Below are 24,012 nucleotides of genomic sequence, written 5' to 3' on the forward strand. Positions count from 1 at the left end.
TGCCAAGTGCGGAACTGGCAAAACGGAAAGGTGACGTCATGTTGCTGATCGTCGGTCTCGGCAATCCCGGGACGAAATATGCGGGCAACCGGCACAATATCGGCTTCATGGCGGCCGACAAGATCGCCCGGCGGCACGGCTTCGGCCCGTTCACGAAAAAGTTTCAGGGCGAACTGGCGGAAGGCCGGCTTGGCGGCGACAAAGCGCTGATCCTCAAGCCCCAGACCTATATGAACGAAAGCGGCCGCGCGGTCGGCGAAGCCATGCGCTTCTACAAGCTTGAGACATCCGATCTCATCGTCCTCTACGATGAACTGGACCTTGCACCGGGCAAGGTGCGCGTGAAGACCGGCGGCGGCGCGGGCGGCCATAACGGCATTCGCTCCATCGACGCCCATTGCAGCAAGGACTATCGGCGCGTGCGCATCGGCATCGGCCATCCGGGCGGCAAGGAACTCGTCACCCGTCATGTGCTCGGCGATTTCGCCAAGGCAGACGCAGAGTGGCTGGAGCCGCTGCTGGACGCGATTGCCGACGCCATGCCGATGCTTGCGGAAGGCAAGGACAGCGACTTCATGAACAGGGTCGCGCTGGCGATGCAGGGCAAGGCCCCGGCACCGAAGAACAAGGCGGCGTCAGCAAAACCCACGCGGCCAAAGGTCGGCGAAGGCGCCGCCCCCAACAAAAAGCCGGCGCCAAAGGGCAAGAGCCATATCCATCAGGCCCGCCAGAACGGTCCTGCCATCGCCCCGCCCACCACCGGCCCGATGGCGGAAATGCTGAAGAAGTTGCTGGGGAAGGGGTGAAAAGCATGTAGCGACTCGCTATATTCTTATTCAGGTTTGTTGAGGGAGCAGTGTCATGGAAAGGGAACTGCTGAATTTCCAAGTTTTGGCCGAAGACGGATATATACGAAATGCCAAGCTAATAGAAAGAGCGGTTGATTTTACTCTGCTCGGCGGACCAAAAGATATAAGGACAGAAGAGATTATTTTTATCGATGGCGTATCTGGACCGATCTCATACAAAGAAAGCGAACAGGCTTTAACGGACACGGCTGAACGAGTTTATAAACTCTTAAATGAGTAGCAATTAAGCACTTTCTCAGTATGCTGTGCTGCATTTGTTGTCAGGTTGATTGGTATAAATATCTCACTCCTCCGGTTCGGTGGTGAACATCAGCGGAAAACCTTCGCTTTTGGCGAGGTCTGTGCCCTCCTTCGCCTTTTCCTCGGCGATCTCGCGCGTCGCGACCGTGACGACACAGCTTCCCATGCGATGCGCGGTCATCATCAGCCGGTGAGCGGTGTCGGTCGGAATGCGGAAGACGGCGCACAGCACCATGGTGACGAAATCGCGCGGCGTGTAATCGTCGTTCAGTAGAATCACCTTGTAGAGTCGCGGTTTCTCCACCTTGGGCTCGGTGATCGTTCCGCGCTCGATCTCCGGCGCATCATCAAGAAGGGTCGGGCTGTCAGTCATGGCAAGCCTCGTTTGCAGGCGGATCGAGACCGATATTAGAGCAGCGCTTGACGCCTGCCCTCCCCTCGCCCATAGCCTGCCGGAAAATCGAGCACGTTTCCAAGGACCGATCCACCCATGGGTTTCAAATGCGGCATCGTCGGACTGCCCAATGTCGGCAAGTCGACCCTCTTCAACGCCCTGACCAGGACCGCCGCGGCGCAGGCCGCCAACTACCCCTTCTGCACCATCGAGCCGAACACCGGCGAAGTGGCCGTACCCGATAGCCGCATGAAGGCGATCGCGAGCATCGCCGGCAGCAAGGAAGTCATCCCGACGCGTATCTCCTTCGTCGATATTGCCGGCCTCGTTCGCGGCGCAAGCAAAGGCGAAGGGCTCGGCAACCAGTTCCTCGCCAATATTCGCGAAGTCGACGCCATCGTCCATGTGCTGCGCTGCTTCGAGGATGGCGATATCACCCATGTGGAGGGGCGGATCGACCCCGTTGCCGATGCCAATACGGTCGAGACCGAGCTGATGCTGGCCGATCTGGACAGCCTGGAAAAGCGCATCGTCGGCACGCGCAAGAAGGCGACCGGCAAGGACAAGGAATCCATCACCATATTGCCGATGATGGAGAGGGCGCTGTCGCTGCTGCAGGAGGGCAAACCCGTTCGCCTGATGCTGGATGGCATCGCGGCCGAAGACCTGAAAATCCTGCGCGGCCTGAACCTCCTGACCAGCAAGCCCGTCCTCTATGTCTGCAATGTCGCCGAGGAAGACGCCACCAAGGGCAACGATCACAGCGCCGCCGTCCAGGCGATGGCGGACGAACAGGGCGCATCGACCGTCGTCATTTCCGCCGCCATCGAAGCGGAGATCGCCCAACTCGACGATGCGGAAGCCGCTGAATATATGGAAACGATGGGACTGGAGGAGCCTGGTCTCGACCGGCTGATCCGGGCCGGTTACGAACTGCTCGACCTCATCACCTATTTCACCGCCGGTCCGAAGGAGACTCGCGCCTGGACCGTGACGCGCGGCACCAAGGCGCCCGGCGCGGCCGGTGTGATTCATACCGATTTCGAGCGCGGCTTCATCCGCGCCCAGACCATTGCGTACCCCGATTATGTCGCGCTGAAGGGCGAGCAGGGCGCCAAGGAAGCCGGCAAGGCCCGCGATGAAGGCAAGGAATATGTCGTGCAGGATGGCGACGTGCTGCTGTTCCGCTTCAACACCTGATGTTGGCGACGGGGCGAAATGACGGAACGATGAGATGAGTGGCAACGAGCAGATGCTGGCCTTCGAGGACATGACGGTCGGGCGACAATTCGCGCTCGGACCGCGTACGGTCAGCGCGGCAGAGATCGTTGCCTTCGCCGCGGAGTTCGATCCGCAGCCATTTCATCTCGACGGCGACAGCCAGCAGGCGCAGTTTACCGGCGGGCTGATCGCTTCGGGCTGGCATATATGCAGCCTCTTCATGGCGATGGCCTGTGAGGTCTTTGTCCTGAACAGCCTGTCCGAGGGCGCGCCCGGCGTGGATGAAGTGCGTTGGATGAAGCCATTGCGACCCGGCGATACGCTTTCCGGCGTGGTGACGGTCGGCGAACGACGCGTTTCGCATTCGCGTCCCGGTCGGGGCTTCGTCTATTTCGATGCCGTTTTGAACAATCAGAAGGGCGAGACGATTGCGACGATGCGCTATCCAGCCATGGTCCGGCTCCGTGACCCCGACAATGCCAGCGCGGAGACCGGTGCATGACGCAGACGTTCTTCTCGCGGTTGCAGCCCGGCATGCGTCTGGAGCTCGGCAGCTACACATTCGAAGCCGAAGCGATCAAGACCTTTGCCCGGCAATTCGATCCGCAACCCTTTCACCTGGATGAAACGGCGGCGGAGCAAAGTCATTTCGGCCGGCTCTGCGCCTCCGGCTGGCACTGCTGCGCAGTGTTTATGAAACTCTACGTACGGAACGGGGAGACGGCGCTTCGTGAGGCCATGGGCTGGACCGGAGCGATGCCGGACCGCGGCCCATCCCCCGGCTTCCGCGATCTGAAATGGCTTCGCCCGACCTATGCCGGCGATACGCTGGCCTACCGTTCGACTTTGCTTGCGGCGAGAGCATCGCAATCGCGTCCGGGCTGGGGCCTGATGCAATCCGAAATCGAAGCGACGAACCAGAACGATGAAAGCGTTATGCGCTTCGTATCGACGGTGTTCATAAGCACCAGATAGCTAGGAAGACGCTGGCGCTCAGTGACCGTCGAAACTGAGCAGGATCTCGACATGGACGTCGCGGGCGGCCAGCCTTGCCGCTCCACCGAGATCCGGCAGGTCGATCACAAACGCTGCCGCGACGACATGGCCGCCCAGTTCCTCGACCAGTTCGACGCCGGCCAGCGCCGTGCCACCGGTCGCGATCAGATCGTCGATGACCAGCACCCGCGCATTGTCCGGCAGTGCGTCGATATGCACTTCCAACCGATCCGTTCCGTATTCCAGCGCATATTCGCGGCTGATGGTCCGGTGCGGCAGCTTGCCGCTTTTCCTGATCGGCACGAAGCCGACGCCCATGGCATGCGCCACCGCGCCGCCCAGAACGAATCCGCGCGCCTCGATGCCGGCCACGCTGTCGATTCGTTCATCCGCGAAACGGCCGGCAATCGCGTTGACGGCGTCCTGAAAGGCCGGACCGTTGGACAAGAGCGTCGTGATGTCGCGAAACAGAATGCCGGGCTTCGGATAATCCGGAATGGTGCGGATGGCGGCGCGCAGGCGCTCGGCCAGCGCCGGATCGGCAATCGTCGATGGCATGGATTGTCCTTTGGATGATAGCGATCCCGTTTTGCCGCGCGGACGACCGGCTGACAAGAGCGCTCTCTAAAGCAAAGGGCGCCACCCGTAAGGTGACGCCCCAAATTTCGCAGCGGCAGAAGACTGCCTCAGTGCTTCACGCCGGACCAGACCTTGCGCTTGGTCAGCCAGAGCAGCGCGCCGAACAGCAGCAGGAAGAGCATGACGCGAAGGCCGATCTTCTTGCGCTCTTCCAGCTTCGGTTCCGCCGCCCACATCATGAAGGCGGAAACATCCTTGGAATACTGCTCCAGCGTCTGGGGAGCGCCGTCATCGTAATCGACCATGTCGTCATCGATCGGCTTGGCCATTGCCAGTCCCGCCGACGAGATGAAGTAGGGGTTGTAATAAACGCCGTCCGGCAGCTCGATATGCTCCGGCTTTTCTTCGTCATAGCCGAGCAGAAGGCTGTAGATATAGTCCGGTCCGTTCTCGGCATAGCCGGTGAAGATATCGAAGACGAACCAGGGGAAGCCGCGTTCCACGGCCCGCGCCTTCGCCAGCAGCGAGAAGTCCGGCGGCGCAGCCCCGTTATTGGAAGCCGCGGCAGCTTCCTGGTTCGGGAAGGGCGACGGAAAATAATCCGAACCGACGGCCGCGCGGGTGAACATCTCTCCATCGGCGTCCGGGCCGTCTTCAACCTCATAATCGGCGGCGAATGTCTTCACCTGCTCTTCGGAGTAGCCAAGTTCTTCGAGATCGCGGAACGCCACCCGGTCGAGACCGTGACACGCCGAGCAGACCTCCTTGTAGACCTTTAGACCGCGCTGGAGCTGGGCGACGTCGTAATGGCCGAAGGGACCGGCGAAACTCCATTCGGCGTGACGCGGCTTCTTGAGCGGATAGTGCGGCGTATGCGAATCTTCTTCGCCATGGCCGTCATCGCCCGCATGGGCCTCGTCGCCGCCTTCCTCTTCTGCGGAGGCCATGTCGCCCTCTTCCGCCGGTGCGGCGTCCGGGGTCTCATCGACCGGCTCAGCCGGCGCGGCGGTTTCTTCGCCGTCAGCAGTCGGCTCGACCGCCGGCTGTTCGGCCGTTTCACCTTCCGGTGCGGCGGTCTCGGCCTCGGTCTGCTCAGCAGGCGCGGCCTGCTCGGTCGCCGCCGGTTCCTCGACCTGATCCTGCGCATAGGCGGTGGTGGCGACACCAAGCCCGAAACCGATGCCGACCAGGCCTTTCAGAAGCGTATTCATAAGTTTCATTCCCTGTCGCTGGTCCGAGCCACTCATTCGGCGGGTTGTGCGGCAACCGCATCGTCGTTCTTCTTCAACACCGCTTCCGTTATCGAATTCGGCAACGGCCTTGGCGTCTCGAGAAGACCGAGCAAGGGCATGATGACCACGAAGAAGCCGAAGTAGAACAGCGTTGCAAGCTGCGAGGCGACCACGTACCAGCCCTCCGCCGGTCGCGAGCCGAGCCAGCCGAGGAAGATGCAGTCGGCCACGAACAGCCAGAAGAAGAGCTTGTACCAAGGCCGGTAGGCCGCCGAGCGCACACGCGACGTATCGAGCCAGGGCACCACGAAGAGGATCGCGATCGAGGCGAACATGGCGATGACGCCGCCAAGCTTGGAATCGATCGGACCGACATTGAACGTGATGGCGCGCAGGATCGCGTAGAACGGCAGGAAGTACCATTCGGGCACGATGTGGGATGGCGTCACGAGCGGGTTGGCCGGAATGTAGTTGTCCGGATGGCCCAGATAGTTCGGCATGTAGAACAGGAAGTAGCAAAACACCAGCAGGAACACGACCATGGCGAGGCCGTCCTTGACGGTCGCATAGGGCGTGAAGGCCAGCGTGTCCGTATTGCTCTTCACCTCGATACCGGTCGGGTTGGTCTGGCCGACCACATGCAGCGCCCAGACGTGAAGGATCACGACGCCGGTGATGATGAAGGGCAGCAGATAGTGCAGCGAGAAGAAGCGGTTGAGGGTCGGATTGTCGACCGCGAAACCGCCTAGCAGGAAGGTCTGCAGCCACTCGCCGATCACCGGTATGGCGGTGAAGAAGCCGGTGATGACCGTCGCGCCCCAGAAGGACATCTGGCCCCAGGGCAGCACATAACCCATGAAGGCTGTCGCCATCATCAGGAAGAGGATGAGAACGCCGAGGATCCAGAGCAGTTCGCGCGGCGCCTTGTAGGAGCCGTAATAGAGACCGCGCGCCATGTGCAGATAGACGGCGATGAAGAAGAACGATGCGCCGTTGGCGTGCATGTAGCGCAGCAGCCAGCCGGAATTGACGTCGCGCATGATCTTCTCGACCGAAGAGAAGGCGACGCCGGTCTCAGCCGCATAATGCATCGCAAGCACCACACCCGACAGGATCTGGACGATCAGCATCACCATCAGGATGCCGCCGAACGTGTAGGCGTAGTTCAGATTGCGCGGCACGGGATAGGAGACGAAGCTGTCATACATCATCCGCGGCAGCGGCATGCGGGCGTCGATCCATTTCTCGATCCCGCTATTCGGCGTATAAGTGGAATGTCCGCTCATCGAAGAAGGCCCCTTCCGGAAAATCAGCCGATACGAATGGTCGTATCAGAGGTGAAGGCGAAGGTCGGAATGGCGAGATTGGTCGGCGCCGGACCTCTGCGGATACGGCCAGCCGTATCGTAGTGACTGCCGTGACAGGGACAGAACCAGCCGTCGAAATCGCCGGCCTGGCCGAGCGGCACGCAACCCAGATGGGTGCAGGAGCCGATCATGACGATCCAGTTCTCCTTGCCCTCGCCCGCCGAGCGGTTGAAGTCGGTCGCTTCCGCCTCGACGGCGATGTTGTCGTTACGGGCAATCGGATCCTTCAGATCGTCGAGCGGGACCGAATTGGCTTCCTCGATCTCCTCATCCGTCCTGTTGCGGATGAAGACCGGTTTGCCGCGCCATTTGGCGGTCAGGCTCATGCCCGACTCGATCGCCGAGACGTCCACATCGATGGACGCGAGCGCCAGTGTCGACGCATCCGGGCGCATCTGGTCGATAAAGGGCCAAAGCGCCCCTGCGGTGCCGACGACCGCCGCCATACCCGTCGCAATGTAGAGAAAATCGCGGCGGGTCGTCTCGTCCTCGCCGTCATGTACGATCGTGTCGTTTCCGCTCACGTTCACCATCCTCTGCTGGAAGACCGGCCTTCGGTAGAGCACCGCCGGATCAGACGGCTGTCATGCAACGAGATACGTGCCCATGCCGCCGGAATACCCCACTACCCGGTCTTTTCGCGCCCTTCTATTGTCCAGAGGCAACCTTGTCCAGTGACCCGCACATTACTTTCGTCCAAAAGCGGTGGAGCGAATGCCGATCTTTCAGGTCGCGCCAAGCCGAGCGAGCACTGCGGGCGGAATGCCGAACAGCGCGATGGCATCATGATGGCGCCTGAGGCCGCATAATTCGCGCTGGATGAAATAGGCATGCGTGGCCGCGGCGGCACGCTTGAGCAGACGGGTCCTTTCCCGCCGGGCGGTTTCACCCATGTCAGCATTGTTGGAGCCGTGTTCGCTCTCGAAGGCGCGCAGCGCGTCCATGGCTTCGCCAACAGCCTTGCCGGCCCGCCCGAGACTGCTGGCCTTTTCCGCCGCGATCTCATAGCCGAGCGCATCGCAGCTTTCCTCGATAGCCGTCAGGCGCTCGCGATAACGGGAGGGCGGGCGGAGCGTCATCGGCCTCATTCGGCGGCAAGGTTCCGCGGCAGGAACCCGCCGGTCTGCCGTTTCCAGAGCCGCGCATAAAGCCCGTCCTGCGAGAGCAGATCGTCGTGACTGCCCTGCTCGACGATGCGGCCCTCATCGATCACGATGATGCGGTCGAGCCGCGCAATGGTGGAGAGGCGGTGCGCCACGGCGATGACGGTGCGGCCTTCCATCAACGTCTCCAGCGAATCCTGGATCGCCGCCTCGATCTCCGAATCGAGCGCCGAGGTCGCTTCGTCGAGAACCAGAATCGGCGCGTCCTTCAGCACCATGCGCGCCACCGCGATACGCTGGCGCTGGCCGCCGGAGAGCTTGACGCCCCGCTCGCCGACATGGGCGTCATAGCCATTGCGCCCGCGATGATCGCCGACCGTCTGAATGAAGCCGTCGGCGGCGGCGCGCCGTGCCGCCTCCCTTATATCGGCGTCGCTCGCTTCGGGCCGGCCATAGGCGATATTGTCGCGGATCGACCGGTGCATCAGCATCGGCTCCTGACTGACCATGCCGAACTGTCGGCGCAGCGAGCTCTGGGTCAGGTCGCGAATGTCGTGCCCGTCCAGCGTGATCCGTCCGGACTCCACGTCGAACAGGCGCAGCAGCAGCGAAAGAATGGTCGTCTTTCCGCCGCCGGACGGCCCGACAATGGCGACCCTCTCGCCCGGCTCGATCCGGAACGAAAGATCGCTGATAACCGGCATATCGTCGCGCCCGTAACCGAACGAGACGTTCTCGAATGCGATCGCGCCATTGGCGCGGTCGATCTCGATGGCGTCCGGCGCATCCTGCAGCGCCGGGCGGACGGAGATCGTGGCGGTGGCGTCCTGCACGGTGGCGAAATTGCGCACGATCCCGTTGATGTTGAACATCACCCAGCCGCTCATCTGGTTGAGGCGGAAGACCAGTCCCATGGCTGCCGCGACGGCGCCCGTGGAGACATCGCCGGCCATCCAGCCACGAACAGCCACCACGCCGACCGCCGCCATCATCGCGCCGTTCAGAATGGCGACGGAGGCGCGCACGGTGGTGATGGCGCGCGCCGCATGGGCCGTTGCGTAGAGCAGGTGCTCCACTCCCTCGCGCACGAAGGCATGTTCGCGCCGGCCATCGTCGAACAGTTTGACCGCCAGAATATTGGTGAAAGCGTCGACGAGCCTGCCGCTCAGGATGGAGCGAGCATTGGCCCGGCGTCTCGAGGTCTTGCGCACCCGGGGCAGCAGGAACCGTGCGACGGCGAGGTAGCAGACCACCCAGACCGCCACCACCACGCCGAGAATCGGGTCCATGGCGACGAGAATCGAAGCCGTCAGCACCACGAAGGTGGCGAACGACCAGAACGTGCCGATGATCGAGGTGATGAGATCGGTGGTGCTCTCGCCGGCCTGAATGATCTTCTGCGCGATGCGGCCGGCGAAATCGTTCTGGTAGAAGGACAGCGGCTGCTCGATCACGCGGCGGAACGCCTGCCAGCGAATCATTGCGATGAAGCGCGGCGAGATGACCTGCTGCTCCAGCATGGTCTGGCCGATCATCACCGCCGCCCGGACGATAAGGATCAGGACGAGCAGACCGGTCAGCGACAGCCAGTTCTCGGCGAGGAAGTCGGCCGGCCCTTCCCGCTCCATCAGATCGACCAGCCAGCCGACCGACCAGTAGAGCGCCGCATCCACCGCGCCGGACAGGCCGCCGACGATCAGCATCGCCGCGAACGGGCCCTTCGCCTGCTTTGCGAAATGCAGAATGAACGCCATCGCCTCGCGTGGCAGAAGGCCGTCATCATCCTTCTCGAACGGATCGATATAATTTTCGGTGACGCCGAAGACGCGGTCGGAAACGGTTTCGCGCCGGTTGTAATCGGTGCGAAGCTCGTCAGCCTGCGTCGGCAGATCGGGGGACTGGCCGGCCTGCCTCACTGCGCCGCCACCCCCGGCGCGTCACGGTCCGTCGTTTCATCGACATGCAGGAACCCGCCCGATTGCCGCGCCCAGAGCCGCGCATAGAGGCCGTTCTGCGCGATCAGATCGTCATGTGTGCCCTCTTCGACGACCGCACCCCGATCCATCACCACCAGCCGGTCCATCTGTGAGATGGTCGACAGCCGGTGTGCGATTGCAATAACCGTCTTGCCTTTCATCAACTGGTCGAGACTGTCCTGAATGGCGGCCTCCACTTCCGAATCGAGCGCGGAAGTCGCCTCGTCCAGCACCAGGATAGGCGCATCCTTCAGCATCACGCGCGCGATGGCGATGCGCTGGCGCTGGCCGCCGGACAGCTTGACGCCGCGCTCGCCGACATGGGCGTCGAAACCGGTCCGCCCCGTCGGATCGCTGAGATCGCCGATGAAGTCGATGGCCTTGGCCTCGCGCGCCGCCCGCTCGATCTCCTCCATGGCGGCATCGGGCCGCGAATACTGGATATTGTCGCGGACCGAGCGGTGCAGCAGCGCCGTATCCTGCGTCACCACGCCGATATGGGCGCGCAGGCTGTCCTGACTGACAGAGGCGATGTCGGTGCCGTCGATCGTGATGCGGCCCTCTTCGACATCGTGAAAGCGCAGCAGCAGATTGACGAGCGTCGACTTGCCGGCGCCGGAGCGACCGACAAGGCCGATCTTCTCGCCGGGGCGGATGGAGAGATCGAGATGGCCGATCACGCCCTCGCCCTTTCCATAATGGAAGCTGACATTGTCGAAATGAACCGCGCCCTTGCGCACCACCAGCGGCTTGGCGCCCGGCCTGTCGGTCACGGCCTGCGGCTTGGCGAGCATGGTCGCGGCGTCCTCGGCCATGCCGAGATTTTCGAACAGGCCGGCCAGTTCCCACATCACCCAATGGCTCATGCCTTCCAGCCGCATGACGAGGCCGAGACCGACGGCCAGCGCGCCGACCGACGCCGTGCCGAGCGACCAGGACCACAGGCCGAGCGCGCCGACGGCGAACAGCAGCAGCGCATTGGCCATTCCCAGACAGGTGTTCAGCAGTGTCACCAGCCGCATCTGCGGAAAGACCGTATGCAGAAACCGGTCCATCGCATCGCGCGCATAGCGCTCTTCGCGACCGGCATGGGCGAACAGCTTGATCGTCGCAATATTGGTGTAGCTGTCGACGACACGGCCCGTCATCTCGCTTCGGGCATTCGCCTGCACCTCGGATGTTTTGCGCAGGCGCGGCAGAAAGAAGACGAGAATGGCCGTGTAGGCGACGATCCAGACGATGAACGGGATCATCAGCACCGGATCGAACGTCGCCATCAGGACGACGGCGCCGAGGAAATAGATCGCGACATAGGCGAAGACGTCGACCGTCTTCATCACCACCTCGCGAATGCCGAGCGCGCCCTGCATCAGCTTGGTCGAGACACGGCCCGCGAACTCGTCGGCAAAAAAGCTGACCGATTGCCGCAGCAGATATTTGTGCCCCTGCCAGCGGATAATCATCGGAAAATTGCCGGCCAGCGTCTGGAACAGCAGCAGATCGTGCAGGATACCGAGAATCGGCATGGCGATGAGGATCAGCGCCCCCATGCCGAGGAGCGTCCAGAACTCATTGCTGAAGAATTCGTCCGGCGGGCGCCCGGCCAGCCAGTCGACAATGTCGCCCATGAAGCTGAAGATCACGATCTGCGCCACTGAGATCAGCGCCGTCAGAACGCCGCCCACCGCCACCAACGGCCAGATCGGCTTCGTATGATGCCAGATGAACGCCCATAGTCCCGTCGGCGGCTGCTCGACGGACGCCTCCGGGAAGGGATCGGTCAGCCGTTCGAAGCGGCGGAATAGAGAATCGATCATGTGCTCCCGCCCGCTCGATGGTGAAAGATGGATTGTGGAGGACGTGCGCGCATGGCGCATCACGCCGGGACGATATAAGGCGGCTGAACGCACTTTTCCACGCCGGCCCGCCAGCCTTTCTTGCGCGCCCAGCTTACGAGCCGATCATGACGGATCATAAAAGCCCGCCGGATGGCCAGCCCCTGATCGCGCTCTACCAGCCCGATATTCCCGGCAATACCGGCACGATTCTGCGCATGGGCGCCTGCCTGAACCTGCCCGTCGCGGTGATCGGCCCGGCCGGTTTCGACCTCTCCGATCGCGCCCTCAAACGAGCCGGCATGGATTATCTTGAGATGGCCGCGCTCACCCGCTTCGACGACTGGGCCGCCTTCGACGGCTGGCGAAAGGCCGAGGGTCGCCGGCTGGTCCTTCTGACCACCAAAGCCGAAAAATTCTATCACGCCTTCGACTGGCGGCGCGACGACGTCGCCCTGTTCGGCCGCGAGAGCGCCGGGGTGCCGGATGACGTTCACGAAGCCGCCGATGAACGGCTGACGATTCCCATGCGCGACGATGCGCGGAGCCTGAACCTGGCTGTCAGCGCGGCCATGGTGGCGGGCGAAATGGCGCGGCAATTCGCTCTCGACGGTAGATCAGCCTGACTAATCGGCGCTTTTCAGGCGGCGCATGGTGAACTCGATCTCGTCATCGCCGACAATGCGCCAGCTTTCCACCTCGCTCCAGTAGGCCGCCTTCGGCCAGCGGTCCAGAAAGTCGCGCGCGGTCTGCCGCGCCTGCGGCCGTGGCAGGCGGAAGGTCTCGCGCACGAAACTGTCGCCCGCGCCGTTGCGCCCAGCGGCGATCTGCTGCGACAACCCCTTCAGGGCAGGACGTTTTGGCGGACCCATCATGGCCTCCACTCGTTTCAGGCGAGCCCTGCCGGGCTTGCCCTTACCGGTAAGATTAGGCATGGCCGGCGCAAATTGCGAATCGGTGGCCGCAACGCCGGGCCGCCTTATTTTGACCCCAGCCGCAACAGCCGAGGATAAATCATGGAGCGCCCCACCCTGCCGCAGGGCCTACCCGCCGACATCGAGGCGAAGAAGAAGACGGCGCGCCAATGGTTCGAGACGCTGCGCGACCAGATCTGCGCCGCCTTCGTGACGCTGGAGGACGAGGCGGACGGCCCGTTTGCCGGGGGCGCGGACGAGCCGGGCCGCTTCGTCCAGACGCCCTGGGCGCGCGATGAGGGCAAGGGCGGCGGCGGCGTGATGAGCATGATGGCCGGCCGCGTCTTCGAGAAGGTCGGCGTCCACACCTCCACCGTCCATGGCGAGTTCTCGCCGGAGTTCCGCCAGCAGATCCCCGGCGCGGCGGACGATCCGCGCTTCTGGGCTTCGGGCATCAGCCTGATCGCCCATCCCTGGAACCCGAACGTGCCGGCGGTGCACATGAACACCCGCTTCGTGGTGACGACGAGCTGGTGGTTCGGCGGCGGCGCCGACCTCACCCCCGTGCTCGATGCGCGCCGGACGCAGGACGATGCGGACGCCATCGCCTTCCACCAAGCGATGGAAGCACCCTGCCGCGCCCATGCCGTCGCCGACTATCCGAAGATGAAGGCTTGGTGCGACAGCTATTTCCACCTCGCCCACCGGAACGAGCCGCGCGGCATTGGCGGCATCTTCTACGACTGGCAGCACTCGGCGGACGAGGATGGCGGCTGGGCGGCGGATTTCGCCTTCACGCAGGATGTCGGACGCGCCTTCCTGCACGTCTATCCGGAACTGGTGCGCAGGAATGTCGGCCTGCCATGGACCGATGCGATGCGGCAGGAACAGCTCATCCGCCGCGGCCGCTATGTCGAGTTCAACCTGCTCTACGATCGCGGCACGATCTTCGGCCTGAAGACCGGCGGCAATGTCCACTCCATCCTGTCCTCCATGCCGCCCACGGTGAAATGGCCGTGAAATGACCCGCATCAAACGTGATCTTTGGACGATGCGCCGGACGGACCTAATTGCGATAGAGCGCAATGCGGATCAGAAGGCAGCATATCGGAACACGTGCGATGTCGGAAAACGGAAATCAGGGTCAAGAATCGGAACTTCAGAAGACGACGTCCAAGATTTACGAGAAGTCGGGCGGCAAGGTCGACGAATTCCGCAAATTGGCCGAGCGTATCGCCAATGGCGAAGAGGTCATCCCGCCTGTCCTGCTGACAGGTCAGGCAAGGCGCAGGCACGTTCGCTCGACCCTGCGCGAGGATCACGCCGACCGGATCGAGCAGCGCAACCCCGCCGCGGAAGTGAAGTTCAACGAATTGGCGAAGGACTTCTTCAAGTTCTATCGCGGTACGGCGCTGCTTTTCTATCGCGATATGGTCGGCATGGATTCCGACATGCCCTCCGTCATGGCGCTCGGAGACGTCCACCCGCAGAATTTCGGCGTGATGCCGGACAAGAACGGCGCGCCGATCTTCGGGGTCAATGATTTCGACGAGGCGGTATACGCCCCGTTCACATGGGATTTGAAGCGCGGCGCGGTCGGCTTCTGGATCGCCGTGCGCGAAGCGGGCGGTATGAAACGCAAGAAACGGCGCAAGATCGTGAAGAAGTTCGCCAAGGGCTATCTGGAGGCGATGCAGAACTATGCCGACCGCGCGACCGAAAGCAATGATGACTATCGCATGGACAATTCGCCGAACGTCATCCGGCGTCTTTTCGAGGAAGCGTGGACCGATCGGCAGGACTGGCTCTGGTCCGATTACCTCAAACCGTCCGGACGCGGCTTTCGCGCCAGTGATGAGCTACAGCCCATCTCCAGCGAACTGGACAAGTTTCAGCAGGCGGTCAACGATCTCGCCAAGTCCAACGGTATCGAAGTGACGCCAGACCGTGCGGGCGAACTCAAGGTCAAGGATGTGTGCGTCCGCCACGGCCAGGGCACCGCATCGCTCGGTCTGCCGCGCTTCTATGTGCTGATCGAAGGTCCATCCAGGGACGCGACCGACGATATCATCATCGAATTCAAGAAGGCCCGCCGATCGGCGCTGGAAGGCCTGACGCCGCCGACCGATTTTCATGCCGGCGAAGAGGCGGACCGCATCGCCCACGGCCAGTCCGTGCAGCTTGCCCATGGCGACATTTTCTACGGCGCGGTGAAGATCGATGGCGAGAGCTATATGAGCCGCGAACGCGCGCCGTTCCGCGACGATATCGACCTCGACGATCTCAGCTACGGCACATGGAAGGACTATGCCCGCGTCTGCGGTGCGGCCCTGGCGCAGGCTCATGCGCTGTCGGACGATCTCGGCCAGATCGATTACGATGTCGAGCCCTCAATCATTGAGGCGGCGAAACCGCGCAAACTGTTCATCAAGGATCTTATCCGCTTCGCCGAGGAAGCGGCAGACCGGCTCGCCGCCGATCACGAATTCTTCCGTGAGGACCACAAGGATGGAGCGTTCGAACGGGTCGATATTATCTACCGCTGATCCGGTGCGGGCGATCCGCACGAAATTTGAACTTCTGACGCCCTTTCCCCGTTGTTCCGGCACATCAACGCGAAAGAAGGAGGTTCACCATGAAACGCTTCGATTGCGGAACCCTGGTTCCGGGCTGCCACTGGCACACCCAGGCGGAGGATGAGGCGGAAGTGGTCCGCCGCGCCAGCGAGCATCTGCGCTCCGCCCATGGCGAGACCCATGTCCGCCCCAATATGGTCAGCGAGATCAAGAGCCGCATCCGCGACGTCCAGCCGGCGTGATGCAGGGCTGATAGGAAAACGAAACCCGCCGGGGTAACTCGGCGGGGTTTTTTATTTCAGATGTCATCCATGGTACGCTCAGTTGGCAGTGGTATGATGATCGTAGATATACTGCATTTTTCTAATGAAAGCCTGCTGCAGGTCGCGGCAGAAAATCAAATCTTTAGAATATATTTCAACATATTGATTTATGAGATCGCCGAATAAATCTCGATTGACTACTTTATGTTCAAAGTCGACTGCCTTGTCGTTGGCACTGCCAGCCCAAATTTTCCATCCATTTTTGGTTTGTGCTTCGTGGACCAGACCGCAACGAACATTCTTGTAAAAATTCAAGGCACGATCTTCGTCAGTAAATAAACCTGAAAAAGGCGACTGCTGAGTAAGGAAACCGCAGTAAAGATCTTGGCTGCGTCCATACTGAAAATTTTTTCCCGGCTGAGCACCGACCTTATGATTCCATCCGAGCCGTAAAGCTGCCAGGAACTCTATCAGAGAACACTGAATCGTCAGAATTGCGAACCCTTCGCCGCGGTAATTGCTACCACTCCGTATTAAGGAAATCGGCTGAAAATAGCGATCATCTAAACGAGTTGTAAGCAGACGATCACAAGCATCTTTCCATATTGTCGCGTCAGGGCTATCGCCCTCTAATTTGTTTTTGATTTGAAGCCATTCTTCTTCGAAACTTGCCTTCATCAAATTTTAGCTCCCAGTATATCTATTTTAATTCTATATTATCATAGCAACGAAATTTCATTCCGACTATCCCCCTCAATTTCTTCCCCGCCTAGTCCGACGCCCGCATTCTCATACCATTCACGGGCGGCATCGACGGCAACGGGCGAGGAGTTCGACAGGACTTTGAAATAGGCGGGATCGCCCCTGCACCTCCAACTCCTTCACCCCCGCCCCACGGCCCCTACTCCCAGCCCGCCCTTCCCCGTCGGCCGGGCCGTCCATCCAGAAGGCCGATATCGCGCAGCCGATCCTTCGGCGCCGTCGCCGGATCGATCCTCGCGATGGTCCGCTTCGACCTGCCGCCAGGACAGCACTTCGATGCGGTCGCCGCACTCCCACGCCGTGAAAAGCAAAGGCGCAACAGGTCAATGAGTCGGCGCATGGTCGATCCTCCTTATGAGAGAGAATCGACAAAGCCCGACCGCTGAGATTAAATCCAACGGAATATCCGATGCTTGGTATAAGGTAGCTTTATGCATGTCGCGCTATGATCTTCCGCCGCTCGCCAGCGTCCGGGTCTTCGAGGCCGCGGCCCGCCATTTGAGCTTCACCCGTGCGGCCGACGAACTGGGGATGACACAGGCGGCGGTCAGCTATCAGATCAGGATGCTGGAGGACCGCGTTGGCGCGCCGCTCTTCATTCGCCGGCCGAGGGCGGTGGAGCTGACGGCCATCGGCGATACGCTGGCGGTGGCGGCGTCCAAGGTCCTCGATCAGCTCAATTCGGCTTTCGAGGCGGTTCGGCAGAGAGCTTCGGGCGTTCTGTCGATCAATGTGATCCCGACCTTCGCCGTCCAGAAGCTGTCGCCCGTCCTGGGGCGGTTTCAGATCGCGCATCCGGATCTGGCCACACGCATCACGGCGACACGGGCTTTGGTGGATTTCGCCAGTGACGATGTCGATGTCGCCATTCGCTCCGGCAACGGCCAATGGCCCGGCCTTCGATGCCATGAATTGTTCAAGGCGCGCTTCACGCCCATGCTCAGCCCCGCCCTTGCCGAACGGCACGGACCGCTGCGCCAGCCCGCCGATCTGCTGAAATTGCCGCTGGTCGATCCGCACGATCCCTGGTGGTCGGCCTGGTTTTCCGCCGCGGGCGTCGATGCGAGCGAGATCATGAAGCGGCCGAAATCGTCGATGGGCGATCAGTTTCTCGAAGCGCAGGTGGCGCTCGGCGGCATGGGCGCCGCCATCCTTACCCCGGAGTTCTACCGCCGCGAGCTGGAAACCGGACAGTTGATCCAGCCCTTCCCGCTGGTGGAGGAGATGGGCCAGTCCTACTGGCTCTGCTATGCGGAACGACGCCGAAACGTCCCCAAGATCAAGGCGTTCCGCGATTGGTTGCTCGCTGAAATGGCGGGCACGGCGGAACCGGTCGCGACCACGGCGTGAGCAGACCCGACGCGACGATTGACAAGGACGGCCCCGCGGAGCTATTCGATTGTTATGTTATAACATAACGAATGATTGGAACGATTTTGCCTTCTCGCCTGCACGACAATCGCCTGCCCGTCACGGTTCTTTCCGGCTTTCTCGGTTCCGGCAAGACGACGCTTCTGAACCATGTGCTGAACAATCGCGATGGCCGTCGCGTTGCCGTGATCGTCAACGATATGAGCGAAATCAATATCGATGCCGATCTCGTGCGCGATGGCGGCGCGAATCTCTCTCGCACCGACGAAAAGCTCGTCGAGATGAGCAATGGCTGCATCTGCTGCACCCTGCGCGACGATCTTCTCGCCGAGGTTCGAGATCTCGCGAGCGAAGGGCGGTTCGATTACCTTCTGATCGAATCCACCGGGATTTCCGAACCGCTGCCGGTCGCAGCGACATTCGAGTTCCGGGATGAAGAGGGCAGAAGCCTCTCCGATGTCGCGCGGCTCGATACGATGGTGACGGTCGTCGACACGATCAACCTTCTGAAGGATTATTCGAGCCATGATTTTCTGAAGCAACGCGGCCAGAGCCTGGGCGAGGGCGACGAGCGCACGCTGGTCGATCTTCTGGTCGACCAGATCGAATTCTCCGACGTCATCGTTCTGAACAAGATAACCGACGCCGGCCCCGAGAGGCTGGATGCAGCGCGCAAGATCGTAAGATCGCTCAACCCCGATGCCCGGATCGTGGAGACGGACCACGGCAGGGTGGCGGAGGAAAGCATATTCGACACCGGCCTCTTCGATTTCGAAACCGCTCACAACCATCCATTATGGGCAAAAGAACTCTACGGATTCGCCGATCACATTCCCGAAACGGAAGAGTACGGCGTCACCTCGTTCGTATACCGCGCCAAACGACCGTTCCATCCGCAGAAGATTCACGAGGTCCTCAATCGGACCCTGCCCGGCGTGATCCGTGCCAAGGGCCACTTCTGGGTGGCGACCCGTCCCGAATGGGTGACGGAATTTTCACTCGCGGGAGCGTTGAGCAGCGTCAAGCCGTTGGGACGGTGGTGGGCCTCGGTACCGCGCGAAAGATGGCCGGACCATCCGCAGACTATGGCGTATATCGAAAAGCACTGGCAGCCGCCCTTCGGAGACCGGCGTCAGGAACTGGTCTTCATCGGTTCCGGCATGGATCGGGACGCCATCACCGCCGATCTCGACAGCGCCCTGATCGGTGAAGGAAAGACATTCGAGGCGGACCGATGGAGCCATCTGGAGGATCCTTTTCCGCTTTGGCAATGAATGAGGCCGGCAAGGCCGTGACGGTCGTCTAGTCGCTTCCGTCTCGCCCTGCGTTCTCCTCGCCGCTCTCCTCCTCCGCATCCTGCGCCGCGTCCTCATACCATTCATAGGCCGCGTCGACGGCAACGGCGGAGGAGTTCGGCAGAACGCCGAGATAGGCGGAATCGTCGCCTGCCGGCGCGGCGCGCTGCGTCACGCGCCAGCCGATATAGGCGGCGATCACCGCGAACAGGACGGTCAGCAGAACCCAGAAGGAGACCGGGCCGGTCAGCTCCATCGTCTGGCCGATCACGACCGGCCCGGTAACGGCGCCGAGCCCGTAGATGAAGATCATGCCGCTGGCCGCCGACGGCATCTCCTCCCGCTCCAGATAATCGTTGGTGTAGGCGACCATCAGCGAATAGAGCGGCGTCGCCACCCCGCCGGCGATCAGTCCCGCGACGAGCAGAACGGCGAAGCTGCCTTCGATGAAAAAGGGCAGAATGCTCGCCAGCGCGCCGACGATGGCGAGGCTTATCATGAGAATGCGCCGGTCCATCAGGTCCGACAGCCGCCCCACCGGATACTGGAAGATGAGCGAGCCGACGAAGATGGAGGCGATGAAGAGCGAGACGTCGCGCACATTGAGGCCGATCTTCGCGCCATAAACCGCCGCCATGCCCATTTGCGCCGCGATGATGGCGCCAATGATGGCCGTGCCGACCGTGGCCGTGGGCGAGCGCTCATAGAGGTCGCGCAGGCTCATTGGCTTGACCGCCTCAACCGCCGGCAGCGGCACGGCGGACAAAAGCACCGGCGTGAAGGCGAGCGACACGAAGATCGACGCCAGGATGAAGAGCGACGCGCCCGCCGCATCGCCGACGTTCAACAGCCCCTGCGCGCCGACCAGGCCGGCCATCTGCGCCAGCATGTAGGATGACAGCATCGTACCGCGCGTCTCATTGGTGGCGCGGTCGTTCAGCCAGCTTTCCGCTGTGACATAGATGCCGGACATGCAAAAGCCCAGTACGATGCGCAGCAACGTCCAGGACCAGGGATCGGTGAGCAGCGGATAGGCGATCAGCACCGCAGACATGAGCGAGCCGAGCGCGGCGAAGGCGCGCACATGGCCGACCTGGCGGATCAGCTTCGGCGTGACCCGCGAACCGATGAGAAAGCCGAGAAAGTAGCCGGAGGTGACAAGCGACAGCGCGAAGGTGGAAAACCCTTCGATCTCGCCGCGGATGCCCATCAGCGTCGATTGCATGCCGTTGCCGATCATGATCAGGAAGACGCCGAGGAGAAGCGCCCACACGCTTGCGACCAGCTTCAACATGGCGCTCTCCGATTCCGCCGGCAAAAACGCGCCATGCCGTCTTTATGCGCCGCCGTCAATCACCCCGGATCGAATTTCGTTTGGGTGCACGCTTTCGCCAGCAAATCGTCGCGATTCAGCCGGAAACCACTTTCGATCCACGCTTCTTCCGCAGCCTTCAGGCGCTCGCCGATCTGCGGCCCAGCAGCCATGCCGGCGCTGATAAGGTCGGCGCCGCGCAGCGGAAACTGCGGAATGTCCCAATTCTCAGCCGTTTCGAGCATTGCCGCGAACCGTCCGGCCTCGACCAGCGCGGCGTCATCGCTCGTCGCGCGTCCCCGCGCTGAAGCGAGCGATAGTCTGAGGCGGTCGAGCACGGCCGGGCGGCCTTGGCGGTAGAGCCATTCCTTCAGCGCCTTGTCGGTCATCTCGGCCGATGGCGCGGCATTGAAGGCAAAGGCCAGCAGGCGGTCGCGTTCGGCGTTGGAAAGCCTAAGACGATCGGCCAGCATCTTCATCCGCGCTTCGTCCGGCGGCAACATGGCCATCAGCCGAAGCAGCGGATCGGGCGTCCAGCCGGCATTTTGGCCGGTTTCTACGAGCGGGCCGACAAGATCGATCCCCCATTTCTCGCTTTCCGGCAGAATGGTCGTCAGCACGCTCGCCGTCCGCATCCAGAGCAGCGCGCGATGGGGATCGGGCGCGGCGAGCAGCTTGCGCAATTCGCTCCATACCCGCTCGGCGGACAGGCGGTCCATGCCGCCCTTCATCGCAGCGCAGGCGCGCAGCCCGTCCGCATCGGGCCGGCCCTGCCCGTACCAGGCGAAGAAGCGGAAGAAGCGCAGGATCCGCAGATAATCTTCCTCGATCCGCTCGCGCGCTTCGCCGATGAAGCGGATCGTCCGCGTTTCAAGGTCGGGCAGGCCGCCGACCGGGTCGTAAACGCGGCCATCGGCATCGGCATAGAGCGCATTGATCGTGAAGTCCCGCCGGCGTGCATCCGCCTGCCAATCGGTCCCGAACCGCACATCGGCGTGGCGGCCATCGGTGGTAACATCGGTGCGCAGGGTCGTGATTTCGAAGACCGCGCCGTCGGCCACCGCCGTCACAGTGCCATGTTCGATCCCGGTCGGGATCGCCCGGAAACCGGCCTTGGCCACACGCCGCACCGTCTCTTCCGGCGGCGTGGTGGTGGCGATGTCGATATCGCCGACCGGCAGGTCGAGCAGGACGTTGCGCACCGCGCCGCCGACGATCCGCGCCTCATGCTCGCCGTCCGACAGGGCAGCCAGAAGGGTCTGAAGCGCCGGCTCTTTCAGGCATGGCGCCCGTCCGGCGATGGAAACCGTTTCGCTCAAGGGTAGAGTCGCTCCTGCATCATGCGAATGATGCCGGCGGTTACGCCCCAAATGTGCCAGTCGTCAAACGGCATGGTCCAGTAATAGCGGCGCTGGCCCTCCCAGATGCGGCTGTCCTGGATGTGGTTGGCCTGTTCCATCAGGAAGGACAGCGGCACCTCGAAGATGTCGGCCACCTCGCCCGGTTCGGGCCGCAAATCGAAGGGCGGGTGAAGGAGCGCCAGAACAGGCACGATCTTGAAGCCCGATCCGGTGGCGTAATCGGGCAATCGCCCGATTACTTCGGCACGCTCTATCGGCAGTGCCACCTCCTCCTGCGCTTCGCGCAGCGCCGCGCCGACCGGCCCGTCATCGCCAGGGTCGATCCGCCCGCCCGGAAAGGCGACCTGGCCCGAATGGGTCTTCAGATGATCGGTGCGCCGGGTCAGGAGAACATGCGCGCCGCCCGCCCGCTCGACCACGCCGATCAACACCGCAGCCTCGCGCTTCCTGCGGCGGAAGAAATGCTCGGCAATGTCGAGATTCCAGCGGTGGTCGCCCCAGTCCGTCGTGTCGAACGGCCCGGATTCCCGTTCCGCACGCTGGCGGAACTCGTCGATGGAATAGATCGCGGACGGCCTCCTGGCCTGCTCCTGCAGCCGGCTCATTCGGCCATGGCCTCGATACGGTCCATCGGCGCGATGGGAAACACCGCGCCCCGGCTATGCAGCGCCAGCACCTCGACGTCGCCGACCGTCATCGGCTCGGCCATCTCGATCAGCTGATAGGTCACGGCACGGGTCGCCAGCGCGGTCAGCCGTCCGCGAACGCGCAGATAGGGTTTGAGCGGGCCGTCATCCTCCGCTCCTTCGAAGCGGAGCGGGTGATCGGGGCCGGCCTCGACCAGATCGCCGACATTGGTCCGGAAGGTCAGGACACGCGTTTTGCCGCTGCCGCTGGATGCGCATTCGACCGCCATGAAATGGGCGTCCGCCACATTTACCAGCACCTTTTCGACCGGCGTGACCAGATAGGTCTTGCCGTCTGTGTCCTTGCGCAGGACCGAAGAGAAGAGCTGGACCATACGCTGGCGGGTGATGGGCGAACCCTTATAGGTCCAGGTTCCGTCCGCCGCGATTTCAAGGCCGATATCGCGGCAGTTCTGCGGTTCCCATTGATCGACCGGCGCGGGCTTTCGGCCATCCTGCACCGACCGGGAAATCAGTGCTTCGAGCGCTTCGGTCCTGTCATCCGCCATGGCGGCCCCGTCTGTTTGCGGCTTGGTCATGGCTTACGAAATAGTCATGCCGGGCGCGCTTGCCAGCCTTATTCCTTCCCTTAAGCTTGAAGCGGACGTAAGCGCGATCCCTGATTCTGAGAAAAAGCCAAGGCGGACCCTCCATGAGCGCACTGACCGAGCCTCGCACGATGACCGAGGAGGAGATGCTGGCGAGCGCCGAAACGGCATTAGCCGATATCGGGCGGATCAAGCAGGCGGTCGGCGAAGTCATTTTCGGCCAGGAGGCGGTGGTCGAACGCACCCTCGTCGCCGTTTTTGCCGGCGGACACACGCTTCTGGTCGGCGTGCCGGGGCTTGCAAAGACCTTGCTTGTCGAGACGCTCGGCACCGTGCTCGGTCTGGACGCCCGCCGCATCCAGTTCACGCCGGACCTGATGCCCGGCGATATTCTCGGCACCGAAATCCTCGAAGAGGACGATGCCGGCAAGCGCGTCTTCCGCTTCGTCGCCGGCCCGGTCTTCGCGCAGTTGCTGATGGCCGACGAGATCAACCGCGCCAGCCCGCGCACACAGTCCGCGCTGCTGCAGGCCATGCAGGAATATCATGTGACGGTCGCCGGCCAGCGCTACGATCTGCCTCGCCCCTTCCATGTTTTGGCGACACAGAACCCGCTGGAACAGGAGGGCACCTACCCGCTGCCCGAAGCCCAGCTCGACCGCTTCCTCATGCAGGTCGATATCGACTACCCCGATATCGAGGCCGAGCGGCGGATCATCACCGACACGACGGGTACGGCGAATATGCGCGCAAACGGTGTCGTATCCGCCGACAGGCTGATGGAGATCCAGGACCTGGTGCGGCGGATGCCGGTGCCGGCTTCCGTGGTCGACTCCATTCTGACCCTGGTCCGCTCGGCCCGTCCCGGACACGGCAACGACGAGATCGACCGGCAGGTGGCGTGGGGCCCTGGCCCGCGCGCCAGCCAGGCGCTGACGCTGTGCGCCCGTGCCCGCGCGCTTTACGATGGACGTCTCGCCCCCTCCGTCGACGACGTGATCGCGCTCGCCGAACCCGTGCTCCAGCACCGCATGGCGCTGAGCTTCTCCGCGCGCGCCGAAGGCACGAAAATACGCGATGTCATCGCGAGCCTGACCAAGGGTCTGCAGTAG

The 24,012-nt window shown here is 62.4% G+C and carries 27 protein-coding genes; 12 read left to right on the top strand and 15 right to left on the bottom strand.

Annotation, left to right across the window (positions count from 1 at the left end; genetic code table 11):
* Positions 1-38 precede the first annotated feature (38 nt).
* Both pth and B7H23_RS15910 read left to right on the top strand, forming a co-directional pair.
* On the top strand, positions 39-806 hold the full coding sequence (pth, locus tag B7H23_RS10605; protein WP_094077374.1) for an aminoacyl-tRNA hydrolase: 768 nt from the start codon (positions 39-41) through the stop codon (positions 804-806).
* Positions 807-861: 55 nt separating this feature from the next.
* A complete protein-coding gene (locus B7H23_RS15910) occupies positions 862-1,089 on the top strand; it encodes a hypothetical protein (RefSeq protein ID WP_143534760.1) in 228 nt (75 codons plus the stop codon).
* Positions 1,090-1,152: 63 nt separating this feature from the next.
* On the opposite strand, the gene B7H23_RS10610 is transcribed toward B7H23_RS15910, so the two are convergent.
* Positions 1,153-1,482 carry an ATP-dependent Clp protease adaptor ClpS gene (locus B7H23_RS10610; RefSeq protein WP_094077375.1) on the bottom strand — a complete coding sequence of 110 codons (330 nt, stop codon included), beginning with the start codon at positions 1,480-1,482 and terminating at the stop codon, positions 1,153-1,155.
* A gap of 117 nt (positions 1,483-1,599) precedes the next feature.
* Here B7H23_RS10610 and ychF point away from each other — a divergent pair, with 117 nt between their 5' ends.
* Genes ychF through B7H23_RS10625 form a run of 3 tightly spaced genes read left to right on the top strand, consistent with a single transcriptional unit; the run spans position 1,600 to position 3,699 of the window.
* Positions 1,600-2,703, top strand: coding sequence for a redox-regulated ATPase YchF (gene ychF / locus B7H23_RS10615; RefSeq protein ID WP_094077376.1), 1,104 nt, complete (start codon positions 1,600-1,602; stop codon positions 2,701-2,703).
* 34 nt (positions 2,704-2,737) lie between these two features.
* The gene (locus B7H23_RS10620) at positions 2,738-3,226 is read left to right on the top strand and encodes a MaoC family dehydratase (RefSeq protein WP_094077377.1); all 489 of its coding nucleotides are present in this window, start codon (positions 2,738-2,740) and stop codon (positions 3,224-3,226) included.
* Positions 3,223-3,699 carry a MaoC family dehydratase gene (locus tag B7H23_RS10625; RefSeq protein WP_094077378.1) on the top strand — a complete coding sequence of 159 codons (477 nt, stop codon included), beginning with the start codon at positions 3,223-3,225 and terminating at the stop codon, positions 3,697-3,699. Before B7H23_RS10620 ends, B7H23_RS10625 begins: the two co-directional genes overlap by 4 nt.
* Before the next feature lie 18 nt (positions 3,700-3,717).
* On the opposite strand, the gene B7H23_RS10630 is transcribed toward B7H23_RS10625, so the two are convergent.
* The 7 genes from B7H23_RS10630 to B7H23_RS10660 form a co-directional block, all read right to left on the bottom strand.
* Positions 3,718-4,278 carry an adenine phosphoribosyltransferase gene (locus B7H23_RS10630; protein WP_094077379.1) on the bottom strand — a complete coding sequence of 187 codons (561 nt, stop codon included), beginning with the start codon at positions 4,276-4,278 and terminating at the stop codon, positions 3,718-3,720.
* Between the two features lie 128 nt (positions 4,279-4,406).
* The gene (locus B7H23_RS10635; protein ID WP_240535092.1) at positions 4,407-5,246 is read right to left on the bottom strand and encodes a cytochrome c1; all 840 of its coding nucleotides are present in this window, start codon (positions 5,244-5,246) and stop codon (positions 4,407-4,409) included.
* Between the two features lie 296 nt (positions 5,247-5,542).
* Positions 5,543-6,817 (bottom strand): cytochrome b, encoded by a 1,275-nt coding sequence (locus B7H23_RS10640; RefSeq protein ID WP_094077380.1) that lies wholly within the window; start codon positions 6,815-6,817, stop codon positions 5,543-5,545.
* A gap of 23 nt (positions 6,818-6,840) precedes the next feature.
* Entirely contained in the window at positions 6,841-7,422 is a 582-nt protein-coding gene (petA, locus tag B7H23_RS10645; protein ID WP_240535063.1) for a ubiquinol-cytochrome c reductase iron-sulfur subunit, read from the bottom strand.
* 201 nt (positions 7,423-7,623) lie between these two features.
* Positions 7,624-7,977, bottom strand: coding sequence for a DUF6665 family protein (locus tag B7H23_RS10650; RefSeq protein WP_094077382.1), 354 nt, complete (start codon positions 7,975-7,977; stop codon positions 7,624-7,626).
* 5 nt (positions 7,978-7,982) lie between these two features.
* The gene (locus B7H23_RS10655; RefSeq protein WP_240535064.1) at positions 7,983-9,917 is read right to left on the bottom strand and encodes an ABC transporter ATP-binding protein; all 1,935 of its coding nucleotides are present in this window, start codon (positions 9,915-9,917) and stop codon (positions 7,983-7,985) included.
* Entirely contained in the window at positions 9,914-11,794 is a 1,881-nt protein-coding gene (locus B7H23_RS10660; RefSeq protein WP_094077383.1) for an ABC transporter ATP-binding protein, read from the bottom strand. The genes B7H23_RS10655 and B7H23_RS10660 overlap by 4 nt, the downstream gene beginning before the upstream one ends.
* 146 nt (positions 11,795-11,940) lie before the next feature.
* On the opposite strand from B7H23_RS10660, the gene B7H23_RS10665 reads away from it, so the two are divergent.
* Positions 11,941-12,438 (top strand): tRNA (cytidine(34)-2'-O)-methyltransferase, encoded by a 498-nt coding sequence (locus B7H23_RS10665; RefSeq protein ID WP_094077739.1) that lies wholly within the window; start codon positions 11,941-11,943, stop codon positions 12,436-12,438.
* On the opposite strand, the gene B7H23_RS10670 is transcribed toward B7H23_RS10665, so the two are convergent.
* Positions 12,439-12,687, bottom strand: coding sequence for a hypothetical protein (locus B7H23_RS10670; RefSeq protein WP_094077740.1), 249 nt, complete (start codon positions 12,685-12,687; stop codon positions 12,439-12,441).
* Between the two features lie 141 nt (positions 12,688-12,828).
* Here B7H23_RS10670 and hemF point away from each other — a divergent pair, with 141 nt between their 5' ends.
* The 3 genes from hemF to B7H23_RS10685 all read left to right on the top strand — a co-directional run bounded on the left by hemF (position 12,829) and on the right by B7H23_RS10685 (position 15,544).
* A complete protein-coding gene (gene hemF / locus B7H23_RS10675) occupies positions 12,829-13,746 on the top strand; it encodes an oxygen-dependent coproporphyrinogen oxidase (RefSeq protein ID WP_094077384.1) in 918 nt (305 codons plus the stop codon).
* A gap of 101 nt (positions 13,747-13,847) precedes the next feature.
* Positions 13,848-15,272, top strand: a complete 1,425-nt coding sequence (locus tag B7H23_RS10680) for a DUF2252 domain-containing protein (protein ID WP_094077741.1) — start codon at positions 13,848-13,850, stop codon at positions 15,270-15,272.
* Between the two features lie 89 nt (positions 15,273-15,361).
* Entirely contained in the window at positions 15,362-15,544 is a 183-nt protein-coding gene (locus B7H23_RS10685; protein ID WP_094077385.1) for a DUF1059 domain-containing protein, read from the top strand.
* Positions 15,545-15,622: 78 nt separating this feature from the next.
* On the opposite strand, the gene B7H23_RS15915 is transcribed toward B7H23_RS10685, so the two are convergent.
* Positions 15,623-16,246, bottom strand: coding sequence for a hypothetical protein (locus B7H23_RS15915; protein ID WP_143534761.1), 624 nt, complete (start codon positions 16,244-16,246; stop codon positions 15,623-15,625).
* Between the two features lie 220 nt (positions 16,247-16,466).
* Positions 16,467-16,667 carry a hypothetical protein gene (locus B7H23_RS15920; RefSeq protein WP_143534762.1) on the bottom strand — a complete coding sequence of 67 codons (201 nt, stop codon included), beginning with the start codon at positions 16,665-16,667 and terminating at the stop codon, positions 16,467-16,469.
* A gap of 95 nt (positions 16,668-16,762) precedes the next feature.
* Between B7H23_RS15920 and B7H23_RS10695 the strand changes: the two genes are divergently transcribed.
* Both B7H23_RS10695 and zigA read left to right on the top strand, forming a co-directional pair.
* Complete coding sequence (locus B7H23_RS10695) at positions 16,763-17,677, top strand: LysR substrate-binding domain-containing protein (protein WP_094077387.1); 915 nt, start codon at positions 16,763-16,765, stop codon at positions 17,675-17,677.
* Between the two features lie 86 nt (positions 17,678-17,763).
* Positions 17,764-18,972 (top strand): zinc metallochaperone GTPase ZigA, encoded by a 1,209-nt coding sequence (gene zigA, locus B7H23_RS10700; RefSeq protein WP_240535065.1) that lies wholly within the window; start codon positions 17,764-17,766, stop codon positions 18,970-18,972.
* A gap of 28 nt (positions 18,973-19,000) precedes the next feature.
* Here the strand turns inward: zigA and B7H23_RS10705 are convergent, their stop codons facing one another.
* Genes B7H23_RS10705 through B7H23_RS10720 form a run of 4 tightly spaced genes read right to left on the bottom strand, consistent with a single transcriptional unit; the run spans position 19,001 to position 22,861 of the window.
* Positions 19,001-20,287: an MFS transporter gene (locus B7H23_RS10705; RefSeq protein WP_094077389.1), complete on the bottom strand. Its 1,287-nt coding sequence runs from the start codon at positions 20,285-20,287 to the stop codon at positions 19,001-19,003.
* A 59-nt stretch (positions 20,288-20,346) separates the two neighbouring features.
* A complete protein-coding gene (locus B7H23_RS10710; protein ID WP_094077390.1) occupies positions 20,347-21,624 on the bottom strand; it encodes a CCA tRNA nucleotidyltransferase in 1,278 nt (425 codons plus the stop codon).
* Positions 21,621-22,271 (bottom strand): CoA pyrophosphatase, encoded by a 651-nt coding sequence (locus B7H23_RS10715; RefSeq protein WP_094077391.1) that lies wholly within the window; start codon positions 22,269-22,271, stop codon positions 21,621-21,623. The genes B7H23_RS10710 and B7H23_RS10715 overlap by 4 nt, the downstream gene beginning before the upstream one ends.
* Complete coding sequence (locus B7H23_RS10720; RefSeq protein ID WP_240535066.1) at positions 22,268-22,861, bottom strand: DUF1285 domain-containing protein; 594 nt, start codon at positions 22,859-22,861, stop codon at positions 22,268-22,270. Before B7H23_RS10720 ends, B7H23_RS10715 begins: the two co-directional genes overlap by 4 nt.
* 143 nt (positions 22,862-23,004) lie before the next feature.
* Between B7H23_RS10720 and B7H23_RS10725 the strand changes: the two genes are divergently transcribed.
* On the top strand, positions 23,005-24,012 hold the full coding sequence (locus B7H23_RS10725) for an AAA family ATPase (protein ID WP_094077393.1): 1,008 nt from the start codon (positions 23,005-23,007) through the stop codon (positions 24,010-24,012).

Source organism: Notoacmeibacter marinus (genome assembly GCF_002238045.1).
GTDB classification, from domain to species: Bacteria; Pseudomonadota; Alphaproteobacteria; order Rhizobiales; family Rhizobiaceae; genus Notoacmeibacter; species Notoacmeibacter marinus.